This window comes from Methylotenera sp., from assembly GCF_013141425.1.
GTDB lineage: Bacteria > Pseudomonadota > Gammaproteobacteria > Burkholderiales > Methylophilaceae > Methylotenera.
Map to the genome: position 1 here is coordinate 1 of NZ_JABFRA010000074.1, position 13883 is coordinate 13883.

10 protein-coding genes are annotated in these 13883 nt (G+C 42.4%); 7 read left to right on the forward strand and 3 right to left on the reverse strand.

Annotation, left to right across the window (positions count from 1 at the left end):
* The first annotated feature begins 285 nt into the window (after positions 1–285).
* From HOO90_RS06310 to HOO90_RS06330, 5 genes are all read left to right on the forward strand, one after another.
* Positions 286–2583, forward strand: coding sequence for a TonB-dependent receptor (locus tag HOO90_RS06310; RefSeq protein ID WP_292840986.1), 2298 nt, complete (start codon positions 286–288; stop codon positions 2581–2583).
* Positions 2584–4191 carry a PepSY domain-containing protein gene (locus tag HOO90_RS06315; protein ID WP_292840989.1) on the forward strand — a complete coding sequence of 536 codons (1608 nt, stop codon included), beginning with the start codon at positions 2584–2586 and terminating at the stop codon, positions 4189–4191.
* A gap of 518 nt (positions 4192–4709) precedes the next feature.
* Positions 4710–5396: an energy transducer TonB gene (locus HOO90_RS06320; protein WP_292840992.1), complete on the forward strand. Its 687-nt coding sequence runs from the start codon at positions 4710–4712 to the stop codon at positions 5394–5396.
* Positions 5397–5400: 4 nt separating this feature from the next.
* Positions 5401–6126 carry a MotA/TolQ/ExbB proton channel family protein gene (locus tag HOO90_RS06325; RefSeq protein ID WP_292840995.1) on the forward strand — a complete coding sequence of 242 codons (726 nt, stop codon included), beginning with the start codon at positions 5401–5403 and terminating at the stop codon, positions 6124–6126.
* On the forward strand, positions 6123–6545 hold the full coding sequence (locus HOO90_RS06330; RefSeq protein ID WP_292840998.1) for a biopolymer transporter ExbD: 423 nt from the start codon (positions 6123–6125) through the stop codon (positions 6543–6545). The genes HOO90_RS06325 and HOO90_RS06330 overlap by 4 nt, the downstream gene beginning before the upstream one ends.
* A 60-nt stretch (positions 6546–6605) precedes the next feature.
* Here HOO90_RS06330 and HOO90_RS06335 read toward each other — a convergent pair whose 3' ends face one another.
* Both HOO90_RS06335 and HOO90_RS06340 read right to left on the reverse strand, forming a co-directional pair.
* Positions 6606–7892 carry an HD-GYP domain-containing protein gene (locus HOO90_RS06335; RefSeq protein WP_292841000.1) on the reverse strand — a complete coding sequence of 429 codons (1287 nt, stop codon included), beginning with the start codon at positions 7890–7892 and terminating at the stop codon, positions 6606–6608.
* Positions 7882–10848, reverse strand: a complete 2967-nt coding sequence (locus HOO90_RS06340) for an EAL domain-containing protein (RefSeq protein ID WP_292841003.1) — start codon at positions 10846–10848, stop codon at positions 7882–7884. Before HOO90_RS06340 ends, HOO90_RS06335 begins: the two co-directional genes overlap by 11 nt.
* 398 nt (positions 10849–11246) lie before the next feature.
* Between HOO90_RS06340 and HOO90_RS06345 the strand changes: the two genes are divergently transcribed.
* Entirely contained in the window at positions 11247–12452 is a 1206-nt protein-coding gene (locus HOO90_RS06345; protein ID WP_292841006.1) for a sialidase family protein, read from the forward strand.
* A gap of 301 nt (positions 12453–12753) precedes the next feature.
* Positions 12754–13182 carry a CZB domain-containing protein gene (locus tag HOO90_RS06350; RefSeq protein WP_292841009.1) on the forward strand — a complete coding sequence of 143 codons (429 nt, stop codon included), beginning with the start codon at positions 12754–12756 and terminating at the stop codon, positions 13180–13182.
* On the opposite strand, the gene HOO90_RS06355 is transcribed toward HOO90_RS06350, so the two are convergent.
* On the reverse strand, positions 13162–13821 hold the full coding sequence (locus HOO90_RS06355) for a sulfite exporter TauE/SafE family protein (RefSeq protein ID WP_292841012.1): 660 nt from the start codon (positions 13819–13821) through the stop codon (positions 13162–13164). The genes HOO90_RS06350 and HOO90_RS06355 overlap by 21 nt on opposite strands.
* Positions 13822–13883: the final 62 nt, after the last annotated feature.

The window sequence follows — 13883 nt, forward strand, 5'->3', positions numbered from 1 at the left end:
ACCTTGAATATAACCCAGAACCACCCTTCGATGCGGGCTCCCCAGAAAAAGCCCCACCCGTAGTCACACAATTCCTTAATGATATGTTTGCAGAGCTAGTTAAAACTTCAAAGCAAACAGCAAAACGTGCAAAAAAACGGCTCGGCTAAATATGGATTTTTAACTAATAATCAATTAAAACAATATGTTATATTTTTTTAGAGTCACCTGCGACAATTTGCCACATTCCACTTGATGAATTTCTCTAATACAATTCAGCGATAAAAATATTTTGGGGAGATGGCCGTGATTAAAAAAATAACAATAAGTACTCTATTGCTTGGATGTAGTGGTTTAGCGATAGCGGAAGATGTGGTTTCTCCGCAGGCAGATACTGCAGATATTCCTGCTACACAAATGGAATCGATGCAGATACGCGCCACGGCGGTAGCTAAACCTGCGGTACCTGTGAACTTGCCAGCCACTTCAGAAGGTGTGACTTCAAAACAGATTCAAGATGGTATTAATGTAATTAATACTGAAGATGCAATTAAGTACCTGCCAAGCGTACAAGTGCGCAAGCGTTATATCGGTGACACTAATAGTCCTGTTTCAACACGGACTAGTGGTACCTTGGTTACCTCGCGCACACTGGTATATGCGGATCATGTTTTACTATCAAACTTTCTGGGAAATGGTGCTAGTTTTGCGCCTCGTTTTGGGCTGGTCAGCCCAGAAGAGATTGAGAGAATTGATTTAATTTACGGGCCTTATTCCGCATTATATCCAGGCAATTCTATAGGTTCTGTGATACAAATGACAACCCGTATGCCTGAGAAATTTGAAGCACATGCAAGTATACAAGCTTTCACCCAAAATTATGAACTGTATAAAACGGACGAGAACTTTTCAGGAACACAGTTAAGTGCGTCTTTGGGTGGGCGTCAAGGGGATTTTTCATGGAGATTAAGTGCTAATAAACTTAATAGTGCAGCAATGCCCCAAGCTTATTTGCAAAAACCGGAATCAACAACTTTAGCCGTCCCTGCTAACAAAATAGTCAGTGGAGCTATTTTCGATCTTGGTGTTGATGGCAAACCTCGCGTCATACTTGGTGAGAATAACATTACTAGGACAATCCAAGATCAGGCGAAAGTCAAATTGGCCTATGATTTTACCCCTTCCATTCAGGCAGCTTACACTTTAGGTTATTGGCAAGAAGACCAAAATGAAAAAGCCAAGAGTTATTTGCGTGATAATGCTGGGAATCCTGTTTTCAGCGGAAATGTAAACATAAATGGGTTTAGATATACGCTGGCTAATACAAATTTTATTATTGGCGAGCGTGATAGAGAACACTTCATGCACAGTCTGTCATTACATGATAAAGATGCAGGTAATTGGGATTGGGAAGTTGTAGCAACAAAATATAATTTTAATAAAGACATTTATCGCCAACCATTAATTGCACTTCCTGCAGCTGATGCAGGTGGAGCTGGGCAAATCGCTGATTCTGAAGGGACTGGTTGGGAAACTTTTGATTTACGAACTAATTATTATCCCCAAGGTAAAGATGGAGAGCATCAAATTAGCCTTGGTTATCATTTAGATGAATATGTTCTAGAAACACTTATATCTAACACTGCAAACTGGAAAACAGGCTCAGCAACAACACGGCGTTCTGCATTTGCAGGAAAAACTCAAACACAAGCAATTTACGCGCAAGATGCATGGCGATTTTCGCCAAATTGGAAAGCGACTATAGGTGGACGCTGGGAGAACTGGGAAGCATTTGATGGCTCTGTTGCCAATGCAACATCTAAGCTGTCTTTTGCTTCGAGGGAAGATAACTTTTTTTCACCTAAGTTTTCACTCTCATATCAAGCTACTCCCGTCTGGATGCTACGTGGCTCAATAGGACAAGCCTATCGTATGCCGACGGTGTCTGAACTTTTCCAAGGTAGCATTACTGCTGGCACTATTGTCAATAATGATCCTAACCTAAAACCAGAAAATGCGGTATCAACTGACTTGACAGTCGAGCGTGACCTAGGAAATGGCTTATTGCGAGCTTCTTACTTTCATGAAAATATGAAGGATGCACTTATTTCTCAAACCAATGCATACACGCTTGTTACTAACATACAGAATATAGATAAAATTCGTACACAAGGAATTGAATTGGCTTACCAAGGAGCTGATGTGGCCATTAATGGGCTTGATCTTGTAGGAAGTTTGACCTTGACGCGTTCCAGAATTCTTGAAAATAAGAATAACCCAGAAACAATCGGTAATGAACAACCGCGAATTCCAAATTTCCGCGCAACACTTTCAGCGACTTATAGACAAAATGATAAATTATCATATGGAATGGGCTTGCGATATATAGGAGACCAATATAACACGCTCGAGAACAACGACGTTAATAGAGGTGACTACGGCAGCACCAGTAAACTTTTTATGATTGACGTTCGAGCTAACTACCGTTTCAGCAAGAATTGGCGCTTATCAGCAGGGATAGAAAACCTGAATAACTACAAGTTCTTTGCTTTTAATTCTGCACCACAGCGTACATTTCTAACTGAGTTGAAATTTGACTACTAGATGAAGCGTTTTCTTTTCATCGTACATAGGTGGCTGGGAATAGCTCTGGGGCTTTTTATGCTTCTATGGTTTTTTTCTGGCCTAGTTATGGTTTACTCAGGTAGCACGGCGGTCACGCAACAAGAACGTTTAGTACATGCCAAACCAATCTCGTTACATGATGCGAGTGCATTGCTCAGTGTCGGCGAAGTATGGCGTTTAAGTGAGCAACAGCGTAGTAGTGCGAAGTTTACTAGCGCTATGCAGTCTCATGACCACGATAAACAAAAAGCTTCAAGTATTAAGCTGAGTCAGTTAAAGCCTAAAGTTATCGAAGCACGTTTAACTGTTATAAATAATAGCCCAGTATGGCAAATAGAAGACGACGCTGGACGTCATTATGCGCTATCCGCCCTAAATGGTGACATCCAAAATATTTCAACTGATTCTGCGCTTCAAATCTCAAAAACATGGATAGCTAAAGAGGCAACGCCACAAGTAATAAAAGTAGTGGATAAAGACTTAGGCACACGTATGATGATGTTTGATTCTTATCGACCTTTTATCAAGGTCGCGATTGGAGATAGCGCTGGAACTGAATTGGATATTTCATCTAAAACAGGTGAAGTTGTTGTAGTGACAACACAATTGCAACGTATATTGGCTTATTCTGGAGAATGGCTACATTACTTTCGATTCCTCGATTCATTGGGGTTCAGTGATTATCGCAAGCCTATTTTAACTTGGACTTCGTTTACAGCCTGCTTTGCTGTACTCGTAGGTTTGATTGTTGGATGGTTACGCTGGCGTCCAGGTTGGTTTGGTACAAGAATCTACAATAATGGACAAGTTCAGCCTTATCGCGAGTCATGGTCTAAATGGCATTTTTGGTTAGGTTTAACTGGTGGTATCATTACTTTGACTTGGATACTTAGTGGTTTTTTGGTCAATAATCCTTGGGAAATTTTTACTAAAGCTAAATTTAGTCAACAGCAGTTATTACAATTTCAAGGAGGCCCACTTTCTTCAGAATTACTTGCCACACTTCCAGAAGCGATATTACCTAAAGATATGCAAACGGTAGAGTTGTTGATGCGCACTATTGGAGGACAATCGTTTGTGCGTGCATATGCTGCGATAGGGAAATCCTTAGCCATTGGTCGTCATAAACAAGAAGAAAAAGAAAAATCCTTACTAGAAGCTGCTCAACGTTTATTGCCAAAAGCAAAAATTAAAGACTATGTTTTGATTACTGATTATGATGATTTTTATTATCCGAATCATCGCAAGTCTTTAACAGAAAGACCTTTGCCAGTTTTGCGTGTCAATTTTAATGATTCGGCAGATCATCGCGTATATATTGATCCAACAGAGGGGCGTGTCTTACTTAAAATTGATCATAGTAGGCGCGCTTATCGCTGGTTATTTTTTGCACTCCACAATTGGGATTTAGGTGTTTTATATAGCCGACCTTTATGGGACGTATGGATGGTAATTTGGAGTTTAATTGGGTTAATATTAAGCATGACCTCACTTTATATTGGTTGGCGTAGAATGAAAGTTAGCATCAAAAATTGTTTAGCTAGAAGTGGCTATCAAAACAAAATTAAAAGACTGACAAACTGTTAATAATTTACTCTTTACGCTAGGATAAATTTGTAGGTTTATTGTTGGTGCGGGCTTGGCACGGTGTTTTGCTATTGTTGCGATTGGTTATATGTTCATTCTGCCGTCGCAAGAGGCTATCTTCTAGTTTGTGGATTTAATATTCCACCGTCTGAACTCCGTTTGATACGGGCTTTCCAGAAATAGCACCACCAGTGGTAACGCAGTTTCTTAATGATATGTTTGCTGAGTTAGTTGAAACTGTAGAGCAAATAGCCGAACACGAAAAGAAAATGGCTCGGATAAAGAAGTTTTTCGAGCGCAGATATTTTATGGTATATTTCTGCCACATCAAAATTTTTGAGCTAAAACTTTTGGTTTAAGTTAGATAGCATTGAGCTGTAATCCTAGTACACTCAATTGTACCATCCAAATTATAATAGTTGTTTAGATAGAGTTTAGTTGCTTCTTAAAGTTTGTATAGTGATGCTGAAGTGACGCTATATTAGTAATACGATGGTTTAGTTAAGGGTTTCTAGGGCATGAATGAATACGTATTGGAAAATCGATTAAGTAAGTGGACGGGTTTGCTGTTTGTAGTGGCTATCCACGGCGCATTGCTATACGCGGCAATGAGTTATAAATTGATTCCTCCGCCACAAGAAGCCATTACTTTAATGGTGAATTTGATTAATCCGCCACCTAAGGTGGAAGAACCTCCTCCGCCAGAACCACCAAAACCACCACCGCCAAAAAAAGTTGAGTTGGTGAAAGAAAAACCAATCGTACGTCCACAGCCTGCGCCAGTGCTGGTTGCTGAGGCCCCTATAGTTTCGGCTGCTGAGCCTGTTGCGCCACCACCACCTGCTGAGCCAGTCAAAGAGTCGCCTCCTTCTCCGCCAGTAAGTGTTGCTGCGACAGCTCCAGTATCTTCTGCACCCGTGCAATTGTCTGAGCTATCCCTTGGTTGCCCACAGCGCTCGGAGCCAGAATACCCTGCCGTGTCGCGACGTAAAGGCGAGGCTGGCCAAGTTAAATTACGGGTAGAGTTGGATGAAGGTGGGCATGTGACCTCGGTTAAAGTGGCGCAGAGTTCAGGTTTTAAACGTTTAGACGATGCAGGAATTGCCGCAGTAAAAAGTTGGCGGTGCAATGCGGCAACACGCGATGGTAAGCCCGTGCGTGCTGTGGCCTTGCAACCATTTGATTTTATTTTAGAAGGGAATTAGTAATATGGCAAATGAATTAGGCGTTGCAAATTTTATTGCAAATGTGGATACGGTAGGTAAGGCGGTATTGGTGTTTTTGCTGATACTTTCGATTGCCAGCTGGTATTTGATTGTGACTAAGAGTTTGGCGAATTGGCTTGAGGCTAAACGCGCTAAAGAATTTTTAACCAAGTTCTGGCAGCATCAGTCGATTGATAGTTTAAGTGGGAGTTTAAAACAAACAAAGCCTGATAACGCGTTTGCAAAACTGGCGGCAGAGGGTTTAACTGCTATGCGCAATAGCAATGGTTATGGTGCTCATAAACTGGCCGCGGCTGGTGGAACGTCAGAATTTATGACGCGCGCAATACGTAATGGTATTGATCAAGAGTCAGCTCGCAGTGAAAATGGCTTAACCATATTAGCTTCGGCAGGTTCGGCATCGCCTTATGTCGGTTTGTTTGGCACGGTGTGGGCGATTTATCACGCTTTAGTTAATATCGGTCTGAGTGGCCAAGGTACTTTAGATAAAGTGGCTGGCCCTGTAGGCGAAGCTTTGATTATGACGGCAATCGGCTTGGCGGTGGCGATTCCCGCGGTATTTGCTTATAACGCATTTAACCGACGTAACCGTATGTGGCTTGCTAAATTAGATGCATTCGCCCATGACTTATTTGTGATGTTAACGGTGGGGAATGTTGCTGATGAGAAAGTGAAACCCGAACTTAAATCTGTAGGCGATGTATCATGAGTTTCGGTAGCTTTAATTCACAATCACAACATTCTGCAAAAGCAGAAATTAACGTGGTACCCTTGGTAGACGTAATGCTGGTATTGTTGGTGATTTTTATTATTACCGCACCCTTACTCACGCATTCAGTAAAAATCGATTTACCAAAAGCTTCAAGTAATCCAAATATTACCAAACCAGACCATGTGGAATTGGCTATTCGTGAAGATGGGAGCTTATTTTGGAACGGCGAACTCGTACCTAAGGAATCGCTAGCTGCTCGTTTTGAGATTGAAGCAAAAAAAGAGCCACAACCTGAGTTGCATATTAAGGCAGATGGCACGGCAGCTTACGAGAAAGTAGCGCAAGTGATGTCCGTAGCCGCGAAAACAGGCTTGGTTAAAATTGGCTTTGTGACAGATCCTTCTTTCAGTAAATAACTGCAATTCAACAAACACAAATTAGTAGCTAGTAGCGATGGCTAACCGCTATTCGGTTACCTAGTTTGTGTCCTTTAACAAATCAGCATCAAGAAAATAGCTAATGCGCTTGCGCGGAGTTAAGTAGTCAAGCACGTCGGCCGGTAGTTGGTTAGGGCGCAAGCAGGCGCTGATGTTGATGCTTGGTTCTTCACGCAAATCCAGTATTTGTGGTTCTTGCTTGTCGCTCAAAGGGTCATGCAACATTACAAAGGGTCGAAGCGGCTTATTTGGGTTGACCGAAATCACTGTGGCATAACTACCAGTAGAAAGCTGCAAAATACTGCCTGGCGGGTAAATGCCCAGCGATTTGATTAAGCGTTTGAGCAGAGTTTCATCGTATTTTGAGCGCTGGTTAGCATACATCAATGCCAAGGCTTCGTAAGGAGTTTTTGCCAGTGCGAAGTTATTCGGGTTGCATAGATTGTCGTACCCGTTTACCAGCGCAATGAGTCTAGCAAGCGGATCTGTTTGTTCACCACGTAAATGTTTTGGATATCCTGAGCCGTCGGCATGTTCGTGGTGCTGATAAATTATTTTACCAATACGAACTGGCAAACCCACTTCTTGAGCAATTCGTGCCCCGATTTCGCTATGTTGCTCATAGTGAATTTGCTCTGATTTTGTCAGAGGTTCTTTTTTTAGCAAGATTTTATCGGATATTTCTGCCTTACCAATATCGTGAAACAAAGCGGCTAATCCTAAAAGTCGCGCATCTTCTTTAGACATTTCGATGGATTTTGCCATAATCAGTGCAAGTACCGTTACATTCAGTGGGTGCACATAATTGGCATCGCTGGAGCGGTTGCCATTGAGCGCGTGCACCGCCACATCGCCTTCCATGAGCGCGGTGTCGACTAAGTCATTGACGATTAATGACGCCTGCTCAATCGATGCTTTTGGATTCGTTAATATGTTTCGCGTAACTTGTTTAGCAATGTTGCTGGTATTGATGAATTTTTTTTCGCACTCGTTAATGGCGTGATGCAATTCTTTCAGGCGTACTTTTTTAGTGTCTGGTTGGGTTGCTATGGCTTCAGGCTTTGCACTGTCATTATTATTTTCTACAATTGGTTGGGCCTCGCTAGGCTTGTCTTCTGTTAACTGCAATGGCGGGCAATCGCTACGCGTTGGGTCGTAACGCAGTTTTTTTAAGCCAGTTTTTTTAATGATGGATATCTGGTCTTCATCTTTCACCTTAAAGTTACTCAGTGGGAACGGGTGGTCCATCCAGCCTAAATCTAAGTGAACATACATACCAACTTGTAGCTGAGCAACATCGATAAAATGGGGCTGATTAGTTTGCATTTTCTTTGCCTTGTAGTTTTCTTGACGCTAATAATATTGAGAAATCATTTGTTTTCACTGGTTTACTGTACAAATAGCCTTGCGCTTCTTCGCAACCCATTAATCTTAAAAAGTCAGCTTGTGCAAAGGTTTCTACACCTTCGGCAATGACGCTGAAGCCCAAGCTCTTTGCCATCGCATTTATGGCATTGGCAATGGCGGCATCGTCCATATCACCTGGTAGGTCGCGCACAAATGACTGATCAATTTTGATTTTATCGAGCGGTAAACGTTTCAGATGAGAGAGCGACGAATAGCCCGTGCCAAAGTCGTCAATAGCTAATCTCAAGCCGAGTTGCTTGATTCGATTAAATGTATCGATTACAAACTCTGTGTTTTGCATGACGGTGCTTTCGGTGATCTCAAGCTCCAGCATTGACGGGTTACAATCGGTTTCCATCAGCACACCATAAACCGTATCAGCAAAATTACTTCGCATGATTTGTACGCCAGACACATTAATGGAAATCCATTGAATGGCATGGCCGTCTTTAACCCAACGTACTGCCTGTAAAGCGGCTTCACGCAATACCCATTCGCCAATTTGCACAATGAGACCAGTTTCTTCGGCTAGTGGAATGAATTTAGCAGGTGATACCAGGCCTAATTCAGGATGGTTCCAGCGAATAAGTGCTTCTGCACCAATAATCTCGTCACTGATTAGTGATACTTGCGGTTGGTAATACACTGCAAACTGATTTCGTTCTAAGGCTCGGCGCAGTTGGCTTTCCATGGTAAAGCGCTCCACCGCGTTTTTGCTCAGGTCATCTGAATAGAAGCAGTGGTTATTTTTACCTTTGTTCTTAACTTGATACATGGCAATGTCAGCTGCTTTTATTAAGCTTTCAACATCACTACAATCCTTTGGAAAAATGGAAATGCCGATGCTAGCGCTGATGAAAATCTCTTTACCATCGATGGTGAATTCAATTTGCAAAGCGTGAATAATTTTTTTTGCAACAATCGCCGCATCACTTGAGTTGTTAATCATGTCCATCATGACTACGAATTCATCACCGCCTAGTCGCGCGACTACATCGCTATCACGCATAGAAAGGCTGATTCTTCTAGAGGCTTCAAGCAGGAGTTTATCGCCAACCTGATGCCCAAGGCTGTCGTTTACAGTTTTAAAGCGGTCTAAATCAATAAACAACAAAGCAATTTTATGGTTGTCACGCTCGGCGCGTTTAATAGAATGCTCAAGTAGCTCATTTAAAAGCCGACGGTTCGGAAGTCCCGTGAGTGGGTCGTGATTGACTAACTCGTTCAGTCTATTTTGAGAGCGTTTAATCTCGGTAATGTCGGAAAACACGCAGACATAATTAAATGTTTTGCCATCTTGATTCTCCACAACGGAAATGGTTAGCCACTTATGAAAGATTTCACCATTTTTGCGATGGTTAGTTACTTCGCCGCACCATCTTCCATCATTCAACAAGGCGTTCCATACTTCATGTTCATCGGGCTGTAGTTTTTTTGGAATTGAGCCGAGTACTTCACTTTCGGTATAGCCGGTAATTTCGGTGTAGCCTTTATTGATGGCAATGATGCGAGCATTTTCATCAATAATCACCATGCCTTCTGTGGCGTTATCGAAAGCGATTTTTGCTTGGTGCAGTTGTTTGTCTGAACTCTCTCTTTGAATGGCAACGCTTAATGATCTGCCGATAGCCATTAATGAACCGAGCTCTTGTGGTGTTGTTTTAATTAAATCATGGCAACGTTCGATAATGATGTTGCCCCACCAAACTTTGTCTGAAAATAAGGGCACGATGGCAATTGACTGGGTGTCATGCTGTTTGAGAATTTTCCGTTCTGCAGTTGGCAAATCTCGAATGTCGCCAAATACAGGGTCGCCCAGTTGCAATGCATCTTTCCAGCGTTTTAAACGAACATCATTAAAATCAATCGCTTCAAGTGCATCGTCCGTGCTGTTAAAACCTGGCACAGCCCATTTGTAGAGAATTTTAGCGTGCGCCGTTTTCTGATTTTTACCAAGCTCAGTATTAATTGGCGTCGAGTTTTTGATAATGGTCGCCCGGGTAAAGCGTAAAGCCAGACATAATTGTTGTAGCACGGTAGCTGCCACGTTATGCCACGAGTCTGCAGAGTGCAGTAGCCAGTCACACGAAATTAATGCATCTAGGATAGCACTACGGTCACGTAAATGACTTTCGGCTAGTTTGCGTTCGGTAATGTCGCGGCCCAATGTGACTAAGCCATGTCGACTGCCATCGTCGTTAAACAACGGCACTTTAATGACATCCAGTACCTTCTCGCCGCCATGTGGCAGTGAAACAGATTCCTCGTTCCGAATGGCTCTGCGTAAATGCCAAGCACGGTCATCTGAGGTTTTTGATTGACGGAATGCATCTTTAAATGCTGGATCTGTCTGGCTGGCAAGTTCCATGTCGGTTTTATGCCGAAAATCTTGCTGATTGAGTTGGAATAACTCCAAGCTACTACTATTGGCCTCCAGCCAGCGGTTTTTTTCATCTTTGAAAAAAATCACATCGGGGCTGGCATCAATCAGATTACGCAATAGTTTTTCAGTGTGCCTTAATTGTGATTCGGTGGCTACGCGGTCTGTAATGTCGTGCATGTGTAATACATAGCCCGCTGCGTGCTTGTCATTGGCTTGATTTGAGGTGAACACTTTGAGTGTGCGAAGGGCATCACCAGCAGCATATTGCAAAATGAAATCAGTGCTGGATTTTTTTAACTCGGCAACGATACGTTGATGGACCGGCTTGGGTAACTTGCCTGCACCTGCAGCCACTTGATTTAAATTTAAATTGAAAATTTCGCGCGCATACGGGTTGGCATAGCTTACGTTGCCGTTAGCCTCCGCGGCGATAATCGCCACCCCTTGCAATGAACTCAACAATTGCCAAGCAAGCGTTAGCTCGTTTGCCATGAATCTATTAAGATGGCTTTCGCCCTCTGCGGTAGATTGAGTTAGTTCTAATTTTATTGAATTTTTCAATTTCTGAAACGTCTCAAAATTGGGTTAAATTTAAAGTCTCTAGTTCAGATTTAATTTGGCTTAGTACACATTGCTAAACAAATATACTGAATATTGTTTTCAAACCTACTGAATAAGAGTCCTGTGCTTTTATCGACTAGATTCGTTAAAGCTTGAATGTAAATATACGCTTTAGCAAAAAAAACAATCGATAAATCAAAAGGGTAATGTGCCTCTAATTTGGTATTTAGCTTTCTTTTTTGCGTTATAAGGTTTCTTGCCTGATTCAATATTCAATGTAGTAAGATTCATTTCTTCAAAAAACTTGTTCTATGGAAAAGTTGGTTTTAATGAAAAAAAAATTGGCTTATTTCTTCAGTTTATTGCTGTGCTTGTTTTTTGCTGGCTTCGCGGCACAAGTCCAAGCGTTGCCACAAAATAAATTGTTAGCGCTACATGTGGCTTTAGATGCCCAAGGCCAGCTTTGGCGCGTGGTGCAGAGCAATGGATTGATAGAGGTGGATGTTAGCGCAGATTTGGGTAAAACTTTTTCAGCGCCGATGTTAATCAATCCAACTGCGCAAAAGACAGATACAAGCAATGCAACTCGACCTGTTTTAGCCATTGGCCCAGAAGGCAATATCTACGTGGCTTGGACCGAAGTGCTAAAGACTGCTCAAACGGCGCATATCTGGCTCACACGCTCGATTGATGGTGGTAAGACATTTGAACGACCAACCATGCTGTACCAAGATGAAGCTAAAGTTCTTGGCGGCTTGGCGGCGCTAAATGTCTCGCAATCTGCGATTACTGTGTTATGGCTAAAAAAGCGAGATGGCATTTTAGATAAAGGGGCAGAAAGAATCAGTCAATCTGCGGCAATTTATTATGCAGTTTCAACCAATCAAGGCCTAACTTTTGAAGCTGAACAAAAACTTGCGGATAGTCACTGTGTAGATTGTCGTATAGCCTTGACCAATAAAATGGATGGAACGGTAGTCATGATGTGGTTAGATCAAATTGAAGGTGATAAACATGACTACAAAATGACCGAGTTACCTAAAATAGTGGGGCAATTACCGATAATAAAGCGTGCAACGTTTGGTCGCTGGAGGTTGGGTGGCTGTGCGCAAAATAGTGCCGCATTGGCAATTGGTGGGCAGGATAAAAATTGGTGGGGCTATCACATGGCCTGGTTTGAAGGCGGGAAAGGTGATTTTGGCAAAGACATCGCGCTGTTTTATGCTCGTGTGGATGGTGAAGCCTGGGTTTCGTCGCCAGCAAAAAAAGTAGGAAATTTTCATAAGCAGCAAACTAATGTCGCGCTATTAAGTTTGGATGACGCCGTTTGGCTAATTTGGACTGAGACGGAAGCGACCGGTGCTCGTATTGTTGGTCTGCATTCAGCCGATGGAGGACGAAGTTGGAGCGATAGTAAAGTATTAGCAGTCAGCAATGGCGCGGCTGGGTTTCCGCAACTGCTTACCCATCATCAACATGTATATTTAGTCTGGAATACTGAAAAAGAAAATCTTCAGGTAATTTCGCTGCAATAAATTTGCGGTCCCGCTAAGTTCTAATTCGAGGGCTGTTAGCAAACTGACAGGTTCGATGAATTCAATAACAGTATTTTTATTTGTTTAAGCAATTCAGACTTTTGCTGATTAAATCCTATCGCTCTTTTTTAGATTTAATTCGCGACAATATGTGCGCGCGGCTTCACTTTTTCTGCATGAGTCTTGAGCGATGAGTAATTTTTTTCATGAACAATTCATGTTTGGCATGGCTTTTGCATTATCTAGACTATGGCGATATTTTTTTGTATCGCTAATGTTGAACTGGATACGGTGAGTAAAAATGCTACAAGTTGATTTTGTTAAAATGATTAATATTCATGTTGCCTTAAAAAGGTACCTGACGGATTTGCTGTCAAATCAAACTGTAGTTGCCTTGGATTATCAAAAAATTAAAAAAGACGACGTGTGCTATTTAGGTAAGTTGATTTATGGTCACGAGCAGCAATTGGCTACGCTACCAGTTTTTGAAGAAGTGAAAGGCCTGCATGCCAATTTTCACGGCTTAACGGCTGAGATTGTGCGTTTGCATCATGCGGGGCAACATGAAAAAGCCTTGTTGCTATTGCATGGCAGATTTGAAATGGTGTTTAGAAAATTAAAGTCAAGAATTATTGTCTTATCTCAGCAATATACGGCGAGTACTATTACGTCTGTCCGGCCCAATAGGCCTGCTCGGTTAAGCGCAGGATTACATGCACCACACTTTTGAGTTGTGTGTTAATTCCATCCAAATCGCCCAAGCACTTGCACTGCTGAGGAGCAAGCCTGCAAGGCGCATTCCATAAGGTTCTACAAGGCTTGTTTTAAGCTTTAGCCACAGCCATGGGGCGAAAAATAATGAGGCGCTGGACCCGATAGCAAAGGCGGCCATGCTCAATGCGCCCCCTAGTGGATTTCCATTAAACGATGCGATGATGAGTGCTGAGTAAAGCAGGCCGCAAGGCATCAATGCCCATAACATGCCGATATAAAAATAGCCGCCTTGTACGCGGCTTAATTTTTTAACGTGCTGCCAAATGTTTCGCCCAGCCTGGTCGACCCAAATTGGCTGGCGCGCATATACGAGTAATATCAGACCCCAGAAAAAAATCAGCACATGAAAAAATGTCCATAGCGGATGCAGAATTGTACTGTAGGTAGAAAGCCAAGCAATGCTTTGAATCGCAAACGTTGCAATGGCGCCGAGTAAAGCATAACCGCATAATCGTCCGAGATGGTAGAGTTGTATTGCGTAAGGCTTTTCCGAAGATTGCGTAAATGAAGTGCAAGCTGCACCGCACATGGCCACGCAATGGGGTCCACCTGTTAAACCCATTAATAGTGCGCTATAAATTAATGCTGTTTGCATAGAGGGCAGGGTATGTTGGGTAAAGTTCAGGTTAGTCGATTTGTCTTGGTAGCTATTTTAAA

What these genes read in the sequence shown, in the direction of transcription:
- HOO90_RS06335 (WP_292841000.1), bottom strand. Translation starts at nt 7,892, where the DNA reads ATGCAAACTAATCAGCCCCATTTTATCGATGTTGCTCAGCTACAAGTT.
- HOO90_RS06315 (WP_292840989.1), top strand. Translation starts at nt 2,584, where the DNA reads ATGAAGCGTTTTCTTTTCATCGTACATAGGTGGCTGGGAATAGCTCTG.
- HOO90_RS06320 (WP_292840992.1), top strand. Translation starts at nt 4,710, where the DNA reads ATGAATGAATACGTATTGGAAAATCGATTAAGTAAGTGGACGGGTTTG.
- HOO90_RS06345 (WP_292841006.1), top strand. Translation starts at nt 11,247, where the DNA reads ATGAAAAAAAAATTGGCTTATTTCTTCAGTTTATTGCTGTGCTTGTTT.
- HOO90_RS06350 (WP_292841009.1), top strand. Translation starts at nt 12,754, where the DNA reads ATGCTACAAGTTGATTTTGTTAAAATGATTAATATTCATGTTGCCTTA.
- HOO90_RS06325 (WP_292840995.1), top strand. Translation starts at nt 5,401, where the DNA reads ATGGCAAATGAATTAGGCGTTGCAAATTTTATTGCAAATGTGGATACG.
- HOO90_RS06330 (WP_292840998.1), top strand. Translation starts at nt 6,123, where the DNA reads ATGAGTTTCGGTAGCTTTAATTCACAATCACAACATTCTGCAAAAGCA.
- HOO90_RS06340 (WP_292841003.1), bottom strand. Translation starts at nt 10,848, where the DNA reads ATGGCAAACGAGCTAACGCTTGCTTGGCAATTGTTGAGTTCATTGCAA.
- HOO90_RS06355 (WP_292841012.1), bottom strand. Translation starts at nt 13,821, where the DNA reads ATGCAAACAGCATTAATTTATAGCGCACTATTAATGGGTTTAACAGGT.